The sequence below is a fragment of the Streptomyces yaizuensis genome (assembly GCF_034961445.1).
In the GTDB taxonomy this organism is placed as follows: Bacteria; Actinomycetota; Actinomycetes; order Streptomycetales; family Streptomycetaceae; genus Streptomyces; species Streptomyces yaizuensis.
The window spans coordinates 111,956-132,266 of sequence record NZ_BSBI01000020.1 but is presented as its reverse complement, the minus strand read 5'-3'; the positions used below and the strand labels follow the sequence as shown (position 1 = coordinate 132,266).

Annotated in this window: 18 protein-coding genes; 9 read left to right on the top strand and 9 right to left on the bottom strand. The window is 72.2% G+C overall.

Annotated elements, in window-relative coordinates; translation table 11 throughout:
• Positions 1-295: 295 nt before the first annotated feature.
• Entirely contained in the window at positions 296-1,855 is a 1,560-nt protein-coding gene (locus SYYSPA8_RS34725) for an MFS transporter (RefSeq protein ID WP_323451463.1), read from the top strand.
• A gap of 244 nt (positions 1,856-2,099) precedes the next feature.
• On the opposite strand, the gene SYYSPA8_RS34720 is transcribed toward SYYSPA8_RS34725, so the two are convergent.
• The 3 genes from SYYSPA8_RS34720 to SYYSPA8_RS34710 form a co-directional block, all read right to left on the bottom strand.
• Entirely contained in the window at positions 2,100-2,990 is an 891-nt protein-coding gene (locus SYYSPA8_RS34720; RefSeq protein WP_323451428.1) for a DUF6227 family protein, read from the bottom strand.
• Between the two features lie 143 nt (positions 2,991-3,133).
• Positions 3,134-4,195, bottom strand: coding sequence for a P1 family peptidase (locus tag SYYSPA8_RS34715; RefSeq protein WP_323451427.1), 1,062 nt, complete (start codon positions 4,193-4,195; stop codon positions 3,134-3,136).
• A gap of 75 nt (positions 4,196-4,270) precedes the next feature.
• A complete protein-coding gene (locus tag SYYSPA8_RS34710; RefSeq protein WP_407706154.1) occupies positions 4,271-5,437 on the bottom strand; it encodes a low temperature requirement protein A in 1,167 nt (388 codons plus the stop codon).
• Positions 5,438-5,966: 529 nt separating this feature from the next.
• Between SYYSPA8_RS34710 and SYYSPA8_RS34705 the strand changes: the two genes are divergently transcribed.
• Together SYYSPA8_RS34705 and mscL are read left to right on the top strand one after the other, a co-directional pair.
• A complete protein-coding gene (locus tag SYYSPA8_RS34705; protein ID WP_323451425.1) occupies positions 5,967-6,542 on the top strand; it encodes a hypothetical protein in 576 nt (191 codons plus the stop codon).
• Between the two features lie 153 nt (positions 6,543-6,695).
• The gene (mscL, locus tag SYYSPA8_RS34700) at positions 6,696-7,229 is read left to right on the top strand and encodes a large conductance mechanosensitive channel protein MscL (RefSeq protein ID WP_323451424.1); all 534 of its coding nucleotides are present in this window, start codon (positions 6,696-6,698) and stop codon (positions 7,227-7,229) included.
• 96 nt (positions 7,230-7,325) lie between these two features.
• Here the strand turns inward: mscL and SYYSPA8_RS34695 are convergent, their stop codons facing one another.
• From SYYSPA8_RS34695 to SYYSPA8_RS34675, 5 genes are all read right to left on the bottom strand, one after another.
• Positions 7,326-7,529, bottom strand: a complete 204-nt coding sequence (locus SYYSPA8_RS34695) for a hypothetical protein (protein ID WP_323451423.1) — start codon at positions 7,527-7,529, stop codon at positions 7,326-7,328.
• A gap of 182 nt (positions 7,530-7,711) precedes the next feature.
• Positions 7,712-8,551, bottom strand: a complete 840-nt coding sequence (locus SYYSPA8_RS34690) for an S-methyl-5'-thioadenosine phosphorylase (RefSeq protein ID WP_323451422.1) — start codon at positions 8,549-8,551, stop codon at positions 7,712-7,714.
• Between the two features lie 148 nt (positions 8,552-8,699).
• Complete coding sequence (locus SYYSPA8_RS34685) at positions 8,700-9,029, bottom strand: FmdB family zinc ribbon protein (RefSeq protein ID WP_323451421.1); 330 nt, start codon at positions 9,027-9,029, stop codon at positions 8,700-8,702.
• Between the two features lie 68 nt (positions 9,030-9,097).
• The gene (locus SYYSPA8_RS34680; protein ID WP_323451420.1) at positions 9,098-10,411 is read right to left on the bottom strand and encodes an MFS transporter; all 1,314 of its coding nucleotides are present in this window, start codon (positions 10,409-10,411) and stop codon (positions 9,098-9,100) included.
• A 286-nt stretch (positions 10,412-10,697) separates the two neighbouring features.
• A complete protein-coding gene (locus tag SYYSPA8_RS34675; RefSeq protein ID WP_323451419.1) occupies positions 10,698-12,137 on the bottom strand; it encodes a potassium/proton antiporter in 1,440 nt (479 codons plus the stop codon).
• Positions 12,138-12,404: 267 nt separating this feature from the next.
• Between SYYSPA8_RS34675 and SYYSPA8_RS34670 the strand changes: the two genes are divergently transcribed.
• Entirely contained in the window at positions 12,405-15,236 is a 2,832-nt protein-coding gene (locus SYYSPA8_RS34670; RefSeq protein WP_323451418.1) for a penicillin acylase family protein, read from the top strand.
• Between the two features lie 111 nt (positions 15,237-15,347).
• On the opposite strand, the gene SYYSPA8_RS34665 is transcribed toward SYYSPA8_RS34670, so the two are convergent.
• Positions 15,348-15,953: a 5-formyltetrahydrofolate cyclo-ligase gene (locus SYYSPA8_RS34665; RefSeq protein WP_323451417.1), complete on the bottom strand. Its 606-nt coding sequence runs from the start codon at positions 15,951-15,953 to the stop codon at positions 15,348-15,350.
• Positions 15,954-16,078: 125 nt separating this feature from the next.
• Here SYYSPA8_RS34665 and galU point away from each other — a divergent pair, with 125 nt between their 5' ends.
• From galU to SYYSPA8_RS34640, 5 genes are all read left to right on the top strand, one after another.
• Positions 16,079-16,981, top strand: coding sequence for a UTP--glucose-1-phosphate uridylyltransferase GalU (gene galU, locus SYYSPA8_RS34660; protein WP_323451416.1), 903 nt, complete (start codon positions 16,079-16,081; stop codon positions 16,979-16,981).
• Positions 16,982-16,985: 4 nt separating this feature from the next.
• A complete protein-coding gene (locus SYYSPA8_RS34655) occupies positions 16,986-18,392 on the top strand; it encodes a molybdopterin molybdotransferase MoeA (RefSeq protein ID WP_323451415.1) in 1,407 nt (468 codons plus the stop codon).
• A 103-nt stretch (positions 18,393-18,495) separates the two neighbouring features.
• Positions 18,496-18,975 carry a cyclic pyranopterin monophosphate synthase MoaC gene (gene moaC / locus SYYSPA8_RS34650; RefSeq protein WP_323451414.1) on the top strand — a complete coding sequence of 160 codons (480 nt, stop codon included), beginning with the start codon at positions 18,496-18,498 and terminating at the stop codon, positions 18,973-18,975.
• Entirely contained in the window at positions 18,972-19,550 is a 579-nt protein-coding gene (locus tag SYYSPA8_RS34645; protein ID WP_323451413.1) for a MogA/MoaB family molybdenum cofactor biosynthesis protein, read from the top strand. Before moaC ends, SYYSPA8_RS34645 begins: the two co-directional genes overlap by 4 nt.
• A 14-nt stretch (positions 19,551-19,564) precedes the next feature.
• Positions 19,565-20,179 carry a GNAT family N-acetyltransferase gene (locus tag SYYSPA8_RS34640; RefSeq protein WP_323451412.1) on the top strand — a complete coding sequence of 205 codons (615 nt, stop codon included), beginning with the start codon at positions 19,565-19,567 and terminating at the stop codon, positions 20,177-20,179.
• Positions 20,180-20,311: the final 132 nt, after the last annotated feature.

The window sequence follows — 20,311 nt, the reverse complement described above, 5'->3', positions numbered from 1 at the left end:
CTGTCGGGGTATGAGTTCAGAGCACCACGCCGACGGCGGCCCGCCGCCTTCACCGAACACCACCGCACCCCTGGGAGAACAGGCAACGCCCGCGACACCCGCCAAGCCCGCGACACCGACGGTTCCCGCGCAGCCGTCCGGGGCCGCCGCCCCGAGCCCCGCCACTACCGAAGCCGGGGCCGCTCCGGGAACCACCGGCGCTCCGGGGGCCACCCGTGCTCCGGCTGCCGTCGGCGCTCCGGGTGCTGCCGGTACGGAGCAGGACCGCCGCCGCTGGATAGCCCTCGCGATCGTGATGACCGCCGCCTTCATGGACCTGGTCGACGTCACCATCGTGAACATCGCGATCCCCGCCATCGAACGCGACCTCGGCGCCTCCTTCGGGGCCATCCAGTGGATCACCGCCGGATACGCCCTCGCCTTCGCGGCCGGCCTGATCACCGGCGGGCGGCTCGGCGACATCTACGGCCGCAAGCGGCTCTTCCTCATCGGCATCACCGGCTTCACCATCGCCTCCGCGCTCTGCGGCTTCGCCCTGAGCACCGAGATGCTCGTCGGCTCCCGGATCCTCCAGGGCGCCATGGCCGCGATGATGGTGCCGCAGGTGCTGGCCATCGTGCACACCACGTTCCCCGCCCATGAGCGCGGGAAGGTCTTCGGCCTCTTCGGCGCGATCGTCGGCCTCGGCGCGGTCTCCGGACCGCTGCTCGGGGCGCTGCTCACCGAGTGGAACCTCTTCGGTCTCGAATGGCGGCCGATCTTCCTGATCAACCTGCCGGTCGGCATCGCGGGCGTGATCCTGGGCCGGATCTACATCACCGAGTCCCGCGCGCCCAAGGCGCTCCGGCTCGACCTGGTCGGCGTCGTCCTGGTCACCGCCGCGCTGCTGATGCTGATCTACCCCCTGACCCGGGGCCGGGAGCTGGACTGGCCGCTGTGGGGCCATGTCTCCATGCTCGCGAGCCCGGTGGTGCTCGCCGCCTTCGTGGCGTACGAGCGGTACAAGACCCGCAAGGACGGCTCCCCGCTGGTGGAGCTGTCGCTGTTCCGGGTGCGCAGCTTCGCCGCCGGTATCGCCGTCCAGCTCACCATGGGCGTCGTCATGGGTGTCTTCTTCCTGGTGTGGACGCTCTACATGCAGATAGGACTCGGCTGGGGCGCCCTGAAGGCCGGTCTGACGGGTGTGCCGTTCTCGATCGCGGTCTCCGTCGCCGCCGGTATGTCCGTGCAGAAGCTGGTCCCCCGGTTCGGCCGGAAGGTGCTCCAGGCCGGGGCGCTGGCGATGGCCGTGGGCGTGCTGTTCTTCCTCTGGGCCTCCGACCACTACGGCCCGGACATGAGCCCCTGGCGGATGATGCCCGCCCTCGTCGTGATGGGCGTCGGCATGGGGCTGATCGTGGCGCCGCTGACCGACGCGATCCTCTCCGAGGTGCCCAGGGAACACGCCGGCTCGGCGTCGGGCCTGCTCAGCACGGTCCAGCAGACGGGCACCGCGCTGGGGCTCGGCCTGGTGGCGGTCGTCTTCTTCGGGGCGATGCCCGGCGGTGTCGGCGACGGCATCTCGGGCCACGGCAGCGCCGACCCGGGCTCTTCGGGCGCTCCCCAGGGGGATCCCGATGTGATGCGGCAGATGGTCGGCTCGGCCTTCGGGGAGGGCTTCCAGAACTCCCTGGGATGGGTCGCCGGGGTGCTGGGTCTGATCTTCGCGCTGATGTTCCTGCTGCCCGCGAAGCCGAAGCAGCATCTTGAAGGCGGCGGGGCGGACGACGATGGCCCGGACGGCGGCAGCCGGGACGGCGATGATCCGGACGGCGGCGGCACGGTGAAGGAGCGCGAGCCGGTGCTCAGCCACTGAGCAGGGGCGGCGGGGGCGGCCCCGGGGTGGTCTCGGGGCAGTCTCTCGCTGTGGTGCGCTGTGATGCGCTGTGATGCGCTGTGGTGCCGGGTTCTGCGGTGATGCCGGGTACGGCGGTGCTGCGGGGTGCTGCGGGCGGTGCCGGGGCTCACGGCACGCCGGGGGTGGAGCGTGGGGGGTGGCGCTACAGCTACAGATACGGCTACAGGTGCGGGTACGGGGACAGCGGTGGGTACGGGACGGCTCAGCGGACCCGGGCGCGCAGCTCCATCGCCTCCCGAGCGGTGTGCTCCGCCTCGTACACCTCGCACATGTGGCGGCCGTCCGGGGTGGCCGTGTGCTCCACCTCCCACAGGCTCAGCTCGGTGCCGTCCAGCAGCAGGAAGGCGTGCTCGTAGAGGGTGAAACCGGCGTCCTTGCCCGCCACCTGGCACTGCCGGGCGAAGACCTGGGTGATGTGGTGGGCGAAGGCCGACCGCAGCAGCGCCGCCGTCTCCGCGCCGGGGCGGTCCGCGTTCTCCGCGCGGCGGAGCACCCGGCGGCCGTGGTCCGCCGAGTTGTCCGGGACGTACATCCGGGGCAGCGCGGCCGGAGGGGCGGACATCAGCCCGGCGAGCAGCGCGAAATCCGCGTCGACGTCGGACCCGAACCCGCCGCCGGATCCCAGGCGGTCCCGCTGCGGTGGCTCGTCCGGACCGGCCGGGGCCCGCGCCGGGCGGCCGAAGGGATGGCCGAAGGGCTGGCTCGGCTCGACCGGGTCCCCGAAGCCCCTCGTGCCGTGGGAGTCGGCCGCGTCACCGCAGTCGGCGAAGCCCGGGAAACCGGCGGGCAGCCGGGAGGCGGCGAGCCGGACCTCCGCCTCCTCCGTGTACAGCTCGTGCTGCTCGGGGACGTCGGCGCCGCTGCTGTGGACCAGCTCCCACAGGACCAGCGGGCTGCCGTCGCTCAGCAGGAAGGCGTGCCTGTAGGTGGCCCGGTCCAGGGTGCCGCTGTGGTGCGACGAGTGCAGTGAACTCGCGTGTGCCAGCGCCGAGTCGAGGCGCTCCACGACGCTGTCGGGCAGCTCGAACGAGTTGAGCGCCCGGCCCAGGAGCCGTTTGAGGTGAGTCTCGGTCGTCTCGTACGGATCGTTCACGTGGGTCTCCAGGCAGTCGCCACAAGTAACTCGATGATTGCTAAAAGTAGCCTCTCGGTCTGACACCGCGTCCAGTCGTTCCGGAAAACGAGGCAAGTCTTTGTGAAGTTCCCCGGTCCGGGGCAACGCCCATAAGTCGTGGATCAGTTGATGTCGTACAACTCCCGATAGGACGGGAAGACCCCGCCCGGTCCGCTGAATCCCTCTGCCGCGAGCATGGCCCCGACGACGGCCCGGGAAACACAGTCCGCGCCCGCTGCCAGCACATCATTGAGCGCGAGGGGGCCGGCGGGGGCTCCGGCGGGGGTCAGCGGGACCGTCCCGGTGGCGAGCGCGAAGACCGTGTCGCCGTCGCTGAGGAGGTGCACCGGGCGGACGGCGCGCGCGATGCCGTCGTGCGCCGTCCCCGCGAGCTTCTGCGCCTGTGCCCGGGTCAGTTCCGCGTCGGTGCCGACCACCGCGAGCGTCGTGTTCAGCGGGGGCGGGCCGCTCGACGCGCGGGCGGCGGCCAGCCGTCGCTGCGCCTCCGCGTGCACCTCGGGCGCCGGCGGGGTCACCGGGCCCTCGAAATACCGCCCGTACGGGACCCCGGTCCGAGGGTCGACCGCGTCCCCCACCGCGTTGACGACGACCAGCGCCCCGACGGTGACCCCGGACGGCAGCCGCACGGAAGCCGTCCCCACGCCGCCCTTCATCCCGCCAGCGACCGCGCCCGTGCCCGCGCCGACGCAGCCGGTCGGCACCGGGGCGCCGACGGGGGTACGGGCGGCGGTCTCGACGGCGGCCCGCCCGGTGGCGGCGCCCGGACGGGCCCGCCAGTCGCCCCCGCGCCCCAGATCGAAGAGGCAGGCGGCGGGGACCACCGGGACGACCTGCCCGGGGCTGCCCACCGGCACGCCCCGGCCCCGCTTCTCCAGCCAGGCCATCACGCCGGACGCGGCGTCCAGCCCGTACGCGCTGCCGCCGGTCAGCACCACGGCGTCGACGCGCTGCACCAGATTGCGCGGATCCAGCGCGTCGGTCTCCCGGGTGCCGGGACCGCCGCCCCGGACGTCCACGGCGGCGATCGCGCCGCCCTCCGGGGCGAGGACGACGGTCGTACCGCTGAGGGCCCCGCCGCCCGGCACCCGGGCATGGCCCACCCGGAGCCCGGCCACATCCGTCAGAGCGTCATTTCCGGTCAACTGGCCTGTTCTGTCACTCATTCCCCTTGCGTATCACGGGTGTCGGGTGCGCCACGCCCGGGTAGAGGGGCGGGGCGGCCCGGGGCGGCCCCGGTGTCATGCGGTGGCGGCCGGTCGCACGCGGCGGCTGAGGGCCACTCCGACAGCCACGGTCGCCGCTGACACCAGACCCGCCGCGAACACCGCCCAGCCCTCCGGGAACACCGTCACACCCTCCGCGAGACCGCACAGCAGGACCGCGACCGCCGCGAGGGGCAGCAGCGCCTGCTGGACCGCGCCCTGTTTGAAGTGCCGGGAGTGCAGCAGCCAGACCATCAGCAGGAAGACCGCCGTCGGCACCGTCACCGCCGAACCGGCCGCCAGCGCGGAGATGGGTGCCACCCCGACCGCGTGCTCCACCGCCACCTCCATGCCCGCGCCGATCGCCGCCGCCGAACCGAAGACCAGTACATGCCCGTACCCCCAGGGGAGCGCCTGCCGGTTGGAGATCAGCCGCTCGTGCGCGGGCACCGCGAAGTAGATCCACCACGCCGAAAAGATGATCAGCAGCCCGCCCGCCGCGAGTGGCAGCAGCTCGCCGACGGCGTCGTGCTCGTCCAGCGCCGACTGGACGGCGACCGTGGCCGCCGCCATCGTCTCGCCCAGCACGATCAGCGTGAACAGGCCGTACCGCTCCACGATGTGGTGGGCGTGCCACGGCGTCTCCTGGTGCCGCTCGGCCAGCGGGGGCACCAGCAGCTCGGCCACCACCACGATGGGGAAGAGCCAGTGGCGCGCGGACACGGGGGCGAAGAGGAGCACCACCCAGGCCGCCTGGCAGAGCGTGATCCCGGTGACGTAGGTCAGCGCGACCCGGCGGGCCTCGCCGTGCTCGGCGGCGGCCGCGCGCAGCCACTGGGTCGTCAGCGCCAGCCGCATGATCAGGTAGCCGATGACGGCGATCGTCCAGTCGTTCGCGTTGAAGGCGCGCGGGACCCCGGCGGCGTACACGAGCACCCCGGCGATCTGCACCAGGGTCGCGATCCGGTAGGGGACGTCGTCGCAGTCGTACGCCGAGGCGAACCAGGTGAAGTTCATCCAGGCCCACCAGACGCCGAAGAAGACGAAGCCGTATCCGACGAGGCCGGTGGCCGGGTGGCCCTCGGCGAGGGCGTGGACGAGCTGTGCGCCCGCCTGGGCGACGGCGACGACGAAGCAGAGGTCGAAGAAGAGTTCCAGCGGGGTGGCCGCGCGATGGGGCTCGTCGCGCCGCCGGGGCACCATCCGCCGCAGGGGTGCGTAGCCGTCGTTGTCGGTGGTGCTGGAGATGTCTTTGGTGTCTTTGGTGTCTTTGGTGTTTTCGTGGTCCTCGTGGTCTTCGGGGCGACCGGTACTTCCTGAGGCGGTCATGCGCTCAGCAGAGCAGAAGGGTTGTGGACGGGGGCGGGGCGGTGAGGGGGAGCGCCCGCAGGATCACCCGCGCGGGCGAGGAAGTTATCCACAGTCGGTGGACGATCCACAGGCGCCGACGGGATCGGTGCGGATGCCGGATCGTGGACTCGGCGACCTGCTCCGGATCCTTCGGTCTTCGTACGCCGGTCTTCGTGCTCCTTGATCCCTTCGACCCCCTTGACCTCCTCGATCCCTTCGATTTCTCAGGCCTCTTGGGCGACTTCAACGATGGGTGGTGCTCCAGCCGATGTCCCTTCCTCATTCCTCCCGCTCCTCCCGCTCCTCTCCTTCCTCCTCTTTCTCGGGGGGACACCGCGTTCGGCACCGGTGTGTGCCGAGGCCCCGGCACGGGCGGGGCCGGGTGTTCCTGCCGGAGGCGCTGGTGGTGCCCGGGGCGGCCCGGGGGCGGGTGCGGGGCCGGCATGCCGCCCGGCGGTTGAAGCGGGCGGTGCGGCGGCGTCGGCGCGCGCTGGCGGCCGGGCTCGCGCTGACCGCCGCGGCCCTCACCGCCTCCGGGCCCCGCGCGGGCCAGGACCGGGGCGGCGGGGATCTGCGGGACCGCGCGGCCGGAGCGGGCGAGGGCCCCATGGCCTCCGCACCCACGGCCACCACCACCGGGACCGGCCGGTCCTTCCGGGCGGCGGCCGGGGCGCGCACGGTGACGGTCCCGGTCCGTATCGCGGACGCGGAGACGGTCCGGCTGCTGCGCCCCGGGGACCGGGTCGATGTGATCGCGGCCCCCGACCCGGCTCCGGGGGTGCCGGAGCCGCCGGCGGCCCGCGTGGTCGCGGCGTGCGTCCGCGTCGCGTCGGCGCCGAGGGCCCTCGCGGCCGAGGCGGGTGGCGGGGCGCTGGTGCCGATCTCCGTGCCACGCCGTCTCGCCCCGGCGCTGGCGGCGGCCGGCGTCACCGCCCGGCTGGCGGTGACGGTGTGCTGACCTCCCCGCGCACGACCGGCGCGTTTCTTCGTACAGGAGTACCGGACTGTCACCTCTTCGCGGGTACGAAGTGGACAGCGCGACGGCGCGGTGCCGTAGGTTGCGGAGGGTTTAGCTCCGTTCCCCGTCGTACCAGCGAAGAAAGGCTCACTCGTGAGCGAGAAGAAGGTCAGCCTCCTGGAAGGCTTCAAAGCCTTCCTGATGCGCGGCAATGTGATCGACCTGGCGGTCGCCGTCGTCATCGGCGCGGCGTTCACCCAAGTCGTGAACTCCGTCGTGAAGGGCGTCATCAACCCCCTGGTCGGAGCCTTCGGCACGCAGAATCTCGACGCCTACAGCTCCTGCCTCAAGGGCCCCTGCCGGGTGGTCAACGGCCAGGCCGAGGGCATCCAGATCATGTGGGGTTCCGTCCTCGGGGCCATCCTGACCTTCGTGATCACGGCGGCCGTCGTCTACTTCCTGATGGTGCTGCCGATGGCCCGCTACCTGGCGCGCAAGGCCGCCCGGGACGCGGCGAAGGAAGGCACGAAGGAAGTCGTGGAGCTGTCCGAGCTGGAGGTGCTCAAGGAGATCCGGGACGCGCTGGTCGCCCAGTCGCGCGGTGGTTCCGGCTCCGGTGGTGGTGCGGGCTTCGGCGGTGGCACCGGCTCCGGTCCGGGGACGGGCACACCCGGCAAGTCCTTCTGACCCTCCTGGCCGTTCTGAACCTGCTGGCGGCGGTCGGTGCGGCCCTGGCACGGACACGGCTCACCGCCGTCCGCCGCTCGGAGGGGGTGGGCCGGCTCAGAGGTGGTGGGGCGGCTTCTCGTCGAGGAAGCGCGCCAGATCGTCGGCGCTGCTGCTCGTGGCCGGCCGCTCACCCCACCCGCGGTCCGTGTCGTCCGAGGACTGCTGGTCCAGCGGATCGTCGAAGACGATTCCCGGCCGGGTGGGCCGCTGTCGGGAAGGCTTCGCGTCTCGCGGGCCGGGGGCGGGGGCGGGGTTCATACCTCCAGGGTACGGCGGCGGCCGGAGCCCGGTGGGCCGCATCCGCCGCCCGGCCCCCGGCACCCCCGGTACTTCCGGCGCTCCCGGCACCCCCGGCGGGCCGGACCGGCTGGTCCGGCCGGTCCGGGGCAGGACGGTCGGGGTCCAGCCGGTCCGGGTCTGGCCGGTCCGGCCGGTCCGGGTCAGGGCAGTTCGATGCCCAGGTCCCAGCCGTCGTGGACGCCGGTGCAGAGGCAGTCCCGGTCCTCGGTCCGGGGCAGCCCGGCCACCGCGTCGAAGAGGACCTTCCGCAGCCGGCCCACGTTCTCGCCGAAGACCCGCATCACCTCGGTGTGCGAGACGCCTTCACCGGTCTCGGTGCCCGCGTCCAGATCGGTGACCAGGGCGATCGAGGTGTAGCAGAGGGCCAGCTCACGGGCGAGGACCGCCTCGGGGTGGCCGGTCATCCCGACCACCGACCAGCCGGCGGCGGCGTGCCAGCGGGACTCGGCGCGGGTGGAGAAGCGGGGCCCCTCCACGACGACCATCGTGCCGCCGTCCACAGCGTCCCACTCGTGGTCCCGCGCGGACTTGATCGCGACGCTCCGGCCCACCGGGCAGTAGGGGTCGGCGAAGGTCGCGTGCACCACGTTCGGGACGGTCCCGTCGGGCCGGGGCTCGCCGTCGAAGTAGGTCTGCGCCCGGGTCTTGGTGCGGTCCACGAGCTGGTCGGGCACGAGCAGGGTCCCGGGCCCGTACTCCGGGCGCAGGCCGCCCACGGCGCAGGGGCCCAGCACCTGCCGTACGCCGACGGACCGCAGGGCCCACAGGTTGGCGCGGTAGTTGATGCGGTGCGGGGGCACCTTGTGGTTCCGGCCGTGGCGGGGCAGGAAGGCGACCTTCCGGCCGCCCAGCTCACCGAGGAACAGCGAGTCGCTGGGGCTGCCGTAAGGAGTGTCGACCGCGACTTCGGTCACGTCCTCCAGGAAGGAGTAGAAGCCCGAACCACCGATAACACCGATCTCTGCTCTCGTGTCAGCCATGCGGCTCACCCTAGCGACGGCCCGCCGGCCCCCGACAGGGACGGTCCGCCGCCGGTCCCGGCCCGGGCCGGGAGTGGCCGGAGGGGGCCCGGTACGCCGAGGACCCCACCGTCAGGGACGGCGGGGTCCGGCGGAGCGGAGTCCTGGGTCAGGCGGCCGAGCTGCTGCTCGACGAGGAACCGGAGGAGCCGCTGGAGCTGGTGGACGACGAAGAGGCCGAGGACGGCGCCGTCGACGAGGACGACGCGGTCTTGGTGTCGGACGACTTCGACGCGGCAGCGGGGGTGCTGCTGGACGAGGAACCGCGGCTGTCGTTGCGGTAGAAGCCGGAGCCCTTGAAGACGATGCCGACGGCGGAGAACACCTTCTTGAGGCGTCCGTCACAGTTCGGGCACACGGTCAGGGCATCGTCGGTGAACTTCTGCACCGCTTCAAGGCCCTCGCCGCATTCGGTGCACTGGTACTGATAGGTCGGCACTGGTCTTCCTCCTGGCACTCTCACTCAATGAGTGCTAACGACGTTCCATAGTGACGTATTCCGCGGTCTCAGTCCACCGTCACCCGCGAGCGGTGATCCACGCCACTCGCGCCCCGGGCGGCGATCCGGCCGGTGGCGGCGGCCCCGGTGGGGCCGGTGGGGCCGGTGGAGGGCGTCAGACGGGAGCGCAGGGCGACCAGGGTGATCAGGGCCAGCGCCGTTCCGACCAGCGGGACGACGAAGCCGGCGCTGGCGCCCCGGGTGTCGGCGAGCTGACCGGCCGCGGTGACCGCCAGGGCCTGGCCGAGGGCCACGGCGCCGGTCAGCCAGGTGAACGCCTCGGTGCGGGCACCGGCCGGGACCAGGGACTCGACCAGGGTGTAGCCGCCGATCAGGGCGGGGGCGATGCAGAGACCGACGAGCAGGCCGAGGGCGGCGAGCAGGACGACCGATTCGACGGCCCACAGAGTGGAGGCGGCCAGGGTCAGACCCACATAACCGAGCACCACGCGGTGCAGCGGGCCCTTCTTCCAGGCGATGGCGCCGCAGGCGATGCCGGCGAGCATGTTGCCCGCGGCGAAGATCCCGTACAGGACGCCGTTGACGCCCGGGTCGCCGATCTCCTCGGTGAAGGCGGTGATCGAGACCTGCATGCCGCCGAAGACGGAGCCGATGCCGAGGAAGGCGATCACCAGGACGCGGACGCCCGGGATGGAGAGGGCGGAGGCGCGCGGGGTGGAGCCGTCACCGGCGGCGGCGCGGACGACGGGGGGCTGGGTGCGCTTCTGGGCGGCGAAGAGCAGGCCGCCCACCAGGGTCAGCGCGGCCTCGGCGATCAGTCCGGCGGCCGGGTGCACCCCGGTGCAGAGCGCGGTCGCGAGGACGGGGCCCACGACGAAGGTGAACTCGTCCGTCACCGACTCGAAGGCGGCGGCCGTCGGCATCAGCGGCGACCCGTCGAGCCGCGCCGCCCAGCGGGCCCGCACCATGGGGCCTATCTGGGGCACCGAGGCACCCGCGGGGACGGCCGCGGCGAACAGGGCCCACAGGGGGGCGTCGGCGAGGGCCAGCGCCGTCAGCGCCGAGACGGAGGCGGCGTGCACGAGGACGCCGGGGAGCAGCACCGCGCGCTGGCCGAAGCGGTCGGCGAGCTTGCCGCTCTGCGGGGCGAAGAGGGCCATGGAGACGCCGGTGGCGGCCGCGACCGCGCCGGCCTGCCCGTAGGAGCCGGTGGTGTGCTGGACCAGCAGCACGATGCTGATCGTGAGCATGGCGAAGGGCTGCCGGGCGGCGAAGCCGGGGAGGAGGAAGGTCCACGCCCCGGGGGTGCGGAGCAGCTGCCCGTACCCGGGTCGGGCGCTGTCGGAGACCGTGGGTGCCACGGCCCGTGCCTTTCTGCCGCCTGGTAGCCGCCCCCGCGGGGATGCGGGGGCGGCCGAGAGCTGTCCTCTTGCGCGGGACTGCGGTAGATACCGGGTCCGGGAACGGGACTGCTCGGCCGCCATACGGTCGCGCCAGCTCTGCGTCAGGCAGAGGTGGATCGATCAAATGTCGTCCCATCGTACAGCGGGCGCCCGGCCACCGCCCGCCCCGGGAATCCCCGGCCCACGGGCCCGGGACGGGCCCGGGACAGGGCCGCGACGGGGCCGGTGACCGGGCGGTGGAGGGCTATCCCGTGCCCAGCCAGCCCGCCAGTTTGCCGCCCTGGCCGACGGCCCGGAGCCGTTTCTCGGCCGCGTCCCGGACCGGGTCGGTGGCGACGACGAGGAGTTCGTCGCCCCGCCGCAGCACGGTCGACGGCAGCGGGACGAAGCTCTTGCCGTCCCGGACGACGAGGGTGACGGCGGACCCGGACGGCAGCCGCAGCTCCGAGACCTCGACCCCGTGCATCCGGGACTCGCCGGGGATCGAGACCGAGAGCAGATGTCCGCGCAGCCGCTCCAGCGGTGCCGACTCCACACCCAGGTCGGAGGGGCTGCCGGGGCCCAGCCGCAGGGCGCGCGCGAGCCAGGGCAGGGTGGGCCCCTGGATCAGGGTGTAGACGACGACCAGGACGAAGACGATGTTGAAGATCCGGTCGCTGTCCGCGACTCCGCCGACCATGGGGATGGTCGCGAGGATGATGGGGACGGCGCCGCGCAGCCCGGCCCAGGAGAGCAGGATCTGCTCCCGCCGGGGGATCCTGAACGGCACCAGGCTGAGCAGCACCGACACCGGCCGCGCCACCATCGTCAGCACCAGGCCCACGATGATCGCCGGCCAGAAGTCGTCCACCAGCTCGTGCGGGGTGACCAGCAGTCCGAGCAGGACGAACATCCCGATCTGCGCGATCCAGCCCAGCCCTTCGGCGAAGCCCCGGTTGGCGGGGGCGTGCGGCAGCTTCGCGTTCCCGAGGACCATGGCGGCGAGGTAGACGGCGAGGAAGCCGCTGCCGTGAGCCATGGCGCCGGCCGCGTACGCCGCCACCGCGATGGCCATGACCGCGATCGGGTAGAGGCCCGACGCGGGCAGGGCCACGTGCCGCAGTCCGAAGGCGCCGAGGAAGCCCGCCGCGAGACCGATGGCCGCGCCGATCGCCAGCTCCAGCAGGATCGTTCCGACGAGGACGTACCACGAGTCCACCGGGCCGGCGGCGGAGAAGGCCACGACCAGGATCACGACGGGGGCGTCGTTGAATCCCGACTCGGCCTCCAGCACACCGGTCACCCGGGACGGGAGCGGCACCTTCCGCAGCACGGAGAAGACCGCCGCCGCGTCCGTCGAGGACACCACCGCGCCGATGATGAGGGCCTGGCGCCACTCCAGTCCGACGAGGTAGTGCGCGGCGGCCGCGGTGATGCCCACGCTGATCGCGACGCCGGCGGTGGAGAGCGCGACGGCGGCGGGGAGGGCCGGTCTGATCTCCTGCCACTTGGTGCCGAGGCCGCCCTCGGCCAGGATGACGACCAGGGCCGCGTACCCGATGACCTGGGTCAGTTCGGCGTTGTCGAACTTGACGTCGAAGATGCCGTCCTGCCCGATGGCGACGCCGATGCCGAGGTAGATCAGGAGGCTGGGCAGTCCGCTGCGCGACGAGACGCGTACCGCCGCGACGGCGATGAGCAGCACGAGCGAGCAGTTGAGCAGGAGTTCGTTGAGCTGCTGGACAGTCAGTGGCCGATCCTTCCCCTCGCGCCTCTACGTGCCGGATCGCTGATCCGGGCGGCGACACTTCGTTACCTTACCTAATCTTTAACGTTTTCTTGACGCTCCGATGCGCGGGATTCCGCATCGCTGCGGCGGGCGGCTTCCGGATACCGCGTCAGGGGTGGTGGGGCGCTGCGCCTATGGTTGGCTCCAGCACTCCTGGACCAGCCTGCGCCTCGAAGGACAGCGATGCCCTCCAACACTTCCGCCTCTTCCCCCAAGAAGAAGAAGGGGCGACGCGCCCGCTTCCTTGTGATCCTGTTGGTGCTGGCACTGCTCGGTGGTGTCGGATATTCCGGTTATTGGGGGGTAAGTGCAGTTCGTGCTTCCTTCCCGCAGACCACCGGCACGATCCGGATAGCGGGGCTGAGCGGGGAGGTCGAGGTCAAGCGGGACGACTACGGCATCCCGCAGATCTACGCCGACACCGACGAGGACCTGTTCCGCGCCCAGGGCTTCGTCCACGCTCAGGACCGTTTCTACGAGATGGACGTGCGCCGCCATATGACGGCGGGGCGCCTGTCCGAGATGTTCGGCGAGAGCCAGGTCGACACGGACGCGTTCCTGCGCACCCTCGGCTGGCGGCGGGTGGCGCAGAAGGAGTACGACGAGAAGCTCTCGGACTCCACGAAGAAGTACCTGCGGGCGTACGCGGAAGGGGTCAACGCCTATCTCGACGGCAAGGCCCCGAAGGAGATCTCCGTCGAGTACGTGGCGCTGGACCTGGACAGCGGCTACCGGCCCGAGCCCTGGACCCCGGTGGACTCGGTGGCCTGGCTCAAGGCGATGGCCTGGGACCTGCGCGGCAACATGCAGGACGAGATCGATCGCTCGCTGCTGACCAGCCGGCTCGACCAGAAGCAGATCAAGGAGCTGTATCCGGCCTATCCGACCGACCGGAACAAGCCGATCGTGGACCAGGGCGGGATCGACCCCCTCACCGGGACCTTCGACCCGGAGGCGGAGCCGTCGGGCGCCGCCGACGGCCAGGGGACGGGTACGGGCACGGGCACCGGGACGGGGACCTTCGGAAACGGAACCGGAACCGGTACGGGAACGGGCACAGGCACAGGGATCGGCACAGGCACAGGCACCGGAAGCACCGGGGACGCCGTGCAGGGTCTGAACACCCAGCTCTCCGCCCTCTCCGAGACCCTGGACACCATCCCCCAGCTCCTCGGCCCCAACGGCAGCGGCATCGGCTCCAACTCGTGGGTCGTCTCCGGCAAGTACACGACGACCGGCAAGCCGCTGCTGGCCAACGACCCGCACCTGGCCCCCCAGCTGCCCTCGCTCTGGTACCAGATGGGCCTGCACTGCCGGAAGGTCTCCAAGGACTGCCAGTACCAGACCGCCGGTTTCACCTTCTCCGGCATGCCCGGCGTCGTCATCGGCCACAACCAGGACATCGCCTGGGGCTTCACCAACCTCGGCGCCGACGTGACCGACCTCTACCTGGAGAAGCTCAACGGGAACAGCTACCAGGTCGGCGACGAGCAGAAGGAGCTGACCAGCCGCAAGGAGGTCATCCAGGTCGCGGGCGGCAAGAGCCGGACGATCACCGTCCGCTCCACCCGCAACGGGCCGCTGGTCTCCGACCGCAGCACCGAGCTGGAGCAGGTCGGCCAGCGGGCCCCCGTCTCCAACTCCGCCCCCGACCGCGCCACCGGCTACGGCGTCGCCCTGAAGTGGACCGCGCTGGAGCCCGGCTCCTCCATGGACGCCGTCTTCATGCTCAACCGCGCCGACGACTTCGACTCCTTCCGCAAGGCGGCCAAGAAGTTCGAGGTCCCCTCGCAGAACCTCATCTACGCCGACAGCGAGGGCAAGATCGGCTACCAGGCGCCCGGCCGCATCCCCCAGCGGACCAAGGGCGACGGCTCCGTCCCCGCGCCCGGCTGGGACAAGGAGTACGGCTGGGACGGCTATGTCCCCTTCGACGAGATGCCGTACGAGGAGGACCCGGAGCGCGGCTACATCGTCACCGCCAACCAGGCCGTCATGGACCCGGAGAAGTACCCGCACCACATCACCACCGACTACGGCTACGGCGCGCGCAGCCAGCGGATCAACAATCTGATCGAGTCCAAGATCAAGGGTGGCGGCAAGATCTCCACCGAGGACATGCGCACGATGCAGATGGACAACGCCAGCGAGATCGCCCGGCTGCTCACGCCCTATCTGCTGAAGATCGACGTCAAGGACAAGCACGTCCGCGAGGCGCAGAAGCTGCTGGAGACCTGGGACTACACCCAGGAGCCGGACTCGGCGGCCGCCGCGTACTTCAACGCCGTGTGGCGCAACATCCTCAAGCTGTCCTTCGGCAACAAGCTGCCCAAGGAGCTGCGCGTCGAGGACGACTGCCTCTTCGTCCGCCCGGCGGACAGCACCGGCCCCGTGGACGAGCAGGTCGAGCCGGAGCTGGAGTGCGGTGAGCGGGACGCGGACTCGGCGCAGCCGGACGGCGGCGACCGCTGGTTCGAGGTGGTCCGGGGCATCGTCAAGGACGAGAAGAACGAGTGGTGGAAGTCGCCCAGGACGCGCACGGAGAAGGCGACCGACACCCGTGACGAGCTGTTCGCGCGGGCCATGGAGGACGCCCGCTGGGAGCTGGTCGCCGAACTCGGCAAGGACATGTCCAGCTGGAACTGGGGCCGGCTGCACCAGCTGACGCTGCGGAACCAGACCCTCGGCACCGAGGGCCCCGGCTTCCTGAAGTTCCTGCTCAACCGGGGACCGTGGAACCTGGGCGGCGGCGAGGCGGCGGTCAACGCCAGCGGCTGGAACGCGGCCGCCGGGTACGACGTCGTCTGGGTGCCGTCGATGCGGATGGTCGTCAACGTGGGCGACTGGGACAAGTCGGACTGGATCAACCTGTCCGGTGCCTCGGGCCACGCCTACAGCGCGCACTACACCGACCAGACGGACAAGTGGGCCAACGGCGAACTGCTCGACTGGTCCTTCACCCCGAAGGCCGTGGAGACCAACACCGTCGACAAGCTGACGCTGACCCCGCGCTGACCCGGCGCCGAGTACGAGCACGTGCCCCCGGAGACAGGACTCCGGGGGCACGCGTGCGTCGGGCGCCGGGCAGGGCGGGGTCAGCGTCAGGCGCCGGATGGCCGGAATGTGTCAGGCGCCGTCGGGCGGGAAGCGGTGCACGCCCTCGGGGGTGACCGCCGCCCGCACCGGCCGGTCGTGCGCCTCGGCCGGCACCCGGGCGACGACCTCGGACCCGTACAGGAGCACCACCGGCGCCGGCCGGGCGCCGGCCCGCTCCAGCCGGGCGAGGACCCGGTCGTACGAGCCGCCGCCGCGCCCCAGCCGCAGGCCGCGCCGGTCCACCGCGAGCCCCGGCAGGAGCACCGCGTCCGCCGTGGTGACGGCGTCGGGCCCGAGCCGGGGCCCGTCCGGCTCCAGCAGTCCCCGCCCCGCTCTTACCAGCCGGCCGGGGCCCCGGTACTCTCCCCAGTCCAGGTCGTTGTCGGGCAGCAGGACCGGCAGCAGCACGCGCGTGCCCCGCGCGCGCAGCGCGTCCAGCAGCGCCCGGGTGCCCGGCTCGGTGCCGACGGAGACATAGGCGGCGACCGTGCCGGCGCCGGCCAGCTCCGGCAGCTCCAGGGCGTGCCGGGCGAGGTCGGCGGCGGCCTGTTCGACGGCCTGTGCGGACAGCAGCCGACGAGCGGCAAGGAATTGGGCGCGTACGGTCTTCTTGTCCGAAAAATCCTCGGACGGCATATCCGGAAAATCCCTCTGTGTCACCGCTCGCAAACCTCGCTTATCCCCTGCTCTGCGGACGAAGTTAACCGGAGCATCATCTTTTACCCGTTACGTAGCTCCGATCTCCGGATATTGTGCGGGACATGACTCAGTCGAACACCAGGATCAGCAAGGCGGTCATTCCCGCCGCCGGCCTCGGAACGCGCTTCCTCCCGGCCACCAAGGCGACTCCCAAGGAGATGCTGCCTGTGGTCGACAAACCCGCGATCCAGTACGTCGTCGAGGAGGCCGTCGCCGCCGGCCTCTCCGACGTCCTCATGGTCACCGGCCGCAACAAGCGCGCCCTGGAGGACCACTTCGACCGCAACTACGAGCTGGAGGAGGCGCTCACCCGCAAGGGCGACGAGAGCCGCCTGAAGAAGGTCCAGGAGTCCAGCGACCTGGCGACCATGCACTACGTCCGCCAGGGCGACCCGCGCGGCCTCGGCCACGCCGTCCTGTGCGCCGCCCCGCACGTCGGCGACCAGCCCTTCGCCGTCCTCCTCGGCGACGACCTCATCGACCCTCGCGACCCGCTGCTCGCCCGCATGGTCGAGATCCAGGAGCGCGAGGGCGGCAGCGTCGTGGCCCTCATGGAGGTCGACCCCGCGCAGATCCACCTCTACGGCTGCGCCGCCGTCGCGCCCACCGGCGAGTCCGATGTCGTCCGGGTGACCCAGCTGGTCGAGAAGCCCGACCCGGCCGACGCCCCCAGCAACCTCGCCGTCATCGGCCGCTACGTCCTCGACCCCGCCGTCTTCGGGATACTGCGGCAGACCGGCCCCGGCCGGGGCGGTGAGATCCAGCTGACCGACGCCCTGGAGATGCTGGTCGCGGACGAGTCCATCGGAGGCCCCGTCCACGGCGTCGTCTTCAAAGGCCGGCGGTACGACACCGGCGACCGGGGCGACTATCTGCGGGCGATTGTCAGACTCGCGTGCGAACGTGATGACCTGGGACCGGAGTTCCAGAGCTGGCTCCGCAGCTATGTGACCGAGGAGATGTGACCTGGTGAGCAGCGCGATCTGGTCGGTGGACGACCACCTGGAGGACATCCTGGCGGCCATCCGGCCACTCGACCCGATCGAGCTGCACCTGCTGGACGCGCAGGGCTGCGTCCTGGTCGAGGACATCACGGTGCCGGTGGCCCTGCCCCCGTTCGACAACAGCTCCATGGACGGTTACGCGGTCCGGGTGGCCGATGTCCGGGGGGCGACCGAGGAGTTCCCGGCCGTGCTCGCCGTCGTCGGCGATGTGGCGGCGGGCGGCGCGGGACTGCCCACCGTCGGGCCCGGGCAGGCCGCGCGGATCATGACGGGGGCGCCGCTGCCCCCGGGCGCGGAGGCCGTCGTCCCCGTGGAGTGGACCGACGGGGGCACCGGTGGCGGGGCGGCCACCGGAATGCTCCCGGCCCAGGCCGCGCCCGAGGGCGCGAGCGGCGAGGTCCGCGTCAACCGGCCCGCCGACGAGGGCGCCCATGTCCGCCCGCGCGGCAGCGATGTCCAGGCCGGGGATCTCGCCCTGGCCCGGGGCACCGTCCTCGGGCCGCCGCAGATCGGGCTGCTCGCCGCGATCGGCCGCGCCACCGTGCGGGTGCGGCCCCGGCCCCGGGTCGTCGTGCTCTCCACCGGCAGCGAGCTGGTGCAGCCCGGCGAGGCCCTGGGCGAGGGCCAGATCTACGACTCGAACAGCTTCGCCCTCGCCGCCGCCGCGCGGGACGCAGGAGCCATCGCGTACCGGGTCGGCGCCGTCACCGACGACGCCGACACCCTGCGCGCCACCATCGAGGACCAGTTGATCCGCGCCGATCTGCTGGTCACCACCGGCGGGGTCAGCGTCGGCGCGTACGACGTCGTCAAGGAGGCACTGTCCACCGTCGGGGAGACCACCGCCGGAGTCGTCGGCGACGCCACCGGGGAGACGGCGGGCGACCCGGCCGGAGCCGGCGGCGGCCCCGGCGGCGAGACGGCGGCCGGTGGCGGCGGGGTGGGCGGTGTTGTTGGAGGGGTGGTCGACTTCCGTACGCTCGCGATGCAGCCCGGCAAACCGCAGGGCTTTGGCACCATCGGCCGGGACCACACCCCGCTGCTCGCGCTCCCGGGGAACCCGGTCTCGTCGTACGTCTCGTTCGAGCTGTTCGTCCGGCCCGCGATCCGCACCCTCATGGGCCTGACGGACCCCCACCGCCCCAGCACACCCGCCGTGCTGAAGGCGGACGGGCCGCTGCGTTCGCCGGCCGGGAAGCGCCAGTTCCTCCGGGGCGCGTACGACCCCGCCTCGGCCACCGTCACCCCGGTGGGCGGTTCCGGCTCCCATCTGGTGGCGGCCCTCGCCCACGCCGACTGCCTGATCGTGGTGCCGGAGCGGGAGACCTCCGTCGACCCCGGCACCGAGGTGGAGGTGATCCTCCTCGGCTGACCCAGGAGGTCCTTAGAAAGACCCTGGCCCACGGGGCGGTACCGTATCTGCCCAGCTGGGCCCGCGCGGGCCCGACCGTCAGACCGGGAGCGGCGACCACGAGATGAACAGCGACGGCAGGCTGACGCACATCGACGACGCGGGCGCGGCCCGGATGGTCGACGTCTCCCGGAAGGACGTCACCGTCCGCACCGCCCGCGCGAGCGGCCGCGTCCTGGTCGCCCCCCGGGTGGTGGAGCTGCTGCGGGGCGAGGGCGTTCCCAAGGGCGACGCGCTGGCGACCGCGCGGATCGCCGGGATCATGGGCGCCAAACGCACGCCCGAGCTGGTGCCGCTCTGCCATCCGCTGGCGCTCTCCGGCGTCACGGTCGACCTGGTGGTCGCCGACGACGCCGTGGAGATCGCCGCCACGGTACGGACCACCGACCGCACCGGGGTGGAGATGGAGGCGCTGACCGCCGTCACGGTGGCCGCGCTGACCGTCGTGGACATGGTGAAGGCCGTCGACAAGGCCGCCGTCATCACGGACGTACGGGTCGAGGAGAAGACCGGCGGGAAGTCCGGCGACTGGAGCCGCACATGAGCGCCAGCCCCGGAAGCCCTGACGCCTCCGCCACCGACTCCCGGCCTGCTGGAGCCCGTACCCCCCGCGCGCTGGTCGTCACCGCCTCCAACCGTGCGGCGGCCGGTGTCTACGAGGACCGGGGCGGCCCCCTCCTGGCCGCCGGGCTCGCCGGGCTCGGCTTCGCCGTCGACGGCCCCCGGGTCGTCCCCGACGGCGACCCCGTCGAAGCGGCCCTGCGCGCCGGAGTGGCCGCCGGGTACGACGTCGTCCTCACCACCGGCGGCACCGGCCTCTCGCCCACCGACCGCACCCCGGAGGCCACGGCCGCCGTCCTCGACCGGCAGGTCCCCGGCATCCCCGAGGCCATCCGCGCCCACGGCCGGGGCGCCGTCCCCACGGCCGCGCTCTCCCGGGGCCTCGCCGGGGTCGCGGGCACCACCCTGATCGTCAACCTCCCCGGCTCGACCGGGGGCGTACGGGACGGACTCGCCGTGCTGGGCCCGCTGCTGCGGCACGCCGTGGACCAGATCCACGGCGGGGACCACCCGACGCCGCCCCCGGCGCCGTCCACGTCCGCCGGGGGTCCCAGCTGAACGCGCCCTGGCCGGTGGCCCTGAGGGACGGCGATGTCGTCCTGCGCCCCATAAAGTTCCGTGACCAGCGAGCCTGGCGCGAGGTCAACCGCCGCAACCGCGACTGGCTGCGGCCCTGGGAGGCCACCATCCCGCCGCCCGCCCCCGGCGCGCCCGCCGCCCGGCGGCCCACGTACCGCCAGATGGTCCGTCATCTGCGCGCCGAGGCCCACGCGGGCCGGATGCTCCCGTTCGTGGTCGAGTACCGGGGCCAACTGGTGGGTCAGCTCACCGTCGCGGGCATCACCTGGGGCTCCATGTGCTCCGGCCATGTGGGCTACTGGGTGGACCGCGAGGTCGCCGGCCGGGGTGTGATGCCGACCGCCGTGGCGCTCGCCGTCGACCACTGCTTCCACACCGTCGGGCTGCACCGCATGGAGGTCTGCATCCGCCCGGAGAACGGGCCCAGCCGCCGGGTGGTGGAGAAGCTGGGATTCCGCGAGGAGGGCCTGCGACCCCGCTATCTCCACATCGACGGCGCCTGGCGGGACCACCTGGTCTTCGCGCTCACCGCCGACGAGGTGCCCGAGGGTCTGCTGCGCCGCTGGTACCGGGCCCGGCCCGGAGCACACCGTCCAGGAACCGGGTAATAGAAAATGCGTTCGAATAAATTCGGCACTATCCCTGTGGTCATCCCAACTATCAGAAAAAAAGTCAGTGATATGAGCGGGATCGCACGACACACCGGGCCAATTGGCGGATGCCGCCCCGAGAATCCCTCT

Bases quoted from the DNA above. Each gene is read 5' to 3' on its own strand.
- SYYSPA8_RS34725 (WP_323451463.1), top strand. From the start codon at position 296: ATGACCGCCGCCTTCATGGACCTGGTCGACGTCACCATCGTGAACATC.
- SYYSPA8_RS34715 (WP_323451427.1), bottom strand. From the start codon at position 4,195: ATGAGTGACAGAACAGGCCAGTTGACCGGAAATGACGCTCTGACGGAT.
- SYYSPA8_RS34710 (WP_407706154.1), bottom strand. From the start codon at position 5,437: ATGGTGCCCCGGCGGCGCGACGAGCCCCATCGCGCGGCCACCCCGCTG.
- SYYSPA8_RS34695 (WP_323451423.1), bottom strand. From the start codon at position 7,529: ATGAACCCCGCCCCCGCCCCCGGCCCGCGAGACGCGAAGCCTTCCCGA.
- SYYSPA8_RS34690 (WP_323451422.1), bottom strand. From the start codon at position 8,551: ATGGCTGACACGAGAGCAGAGATCGGTGTTATCGGTGGTTCGGGCTTC.
- SYYSPA8_RS34670 (WP_323451418.1), top strand. From the start codon at position 12,405: ATGCCCTCCAACACTTCCGCCTCTTCCCCCAAGAAGAAGAAGGGGCGA.
- SYYSPA8_RS34665 (WP_323451417.1), bottom strand. From the start codon at position 15,953: ATGCCGTCCGAGGATTTTTCGGACAAGAAGACCGTACGCGCCCAATTC.
- galU (WP_323451416.1), top strand. From the start codon at position 16,079: ATGACTCAGTCGAACACCAGGATCAGCAAGGCGGTCATTCCCGCCGCC.
- moaC (WP_323451414.1), top strand. From the start codon at position 18,496: ATGAACAGCGACGGCAGGCTGACGCACATCGACGACGCGGGCGCGGCC.
- SYYSPA8_RS34645 (WP_323451413.1), top strand. From the start codon at position 18,972: ATGAGCGCCAGCCCCGGAAGCCCTGACGCCTCCGCCACCGACTCCCGG.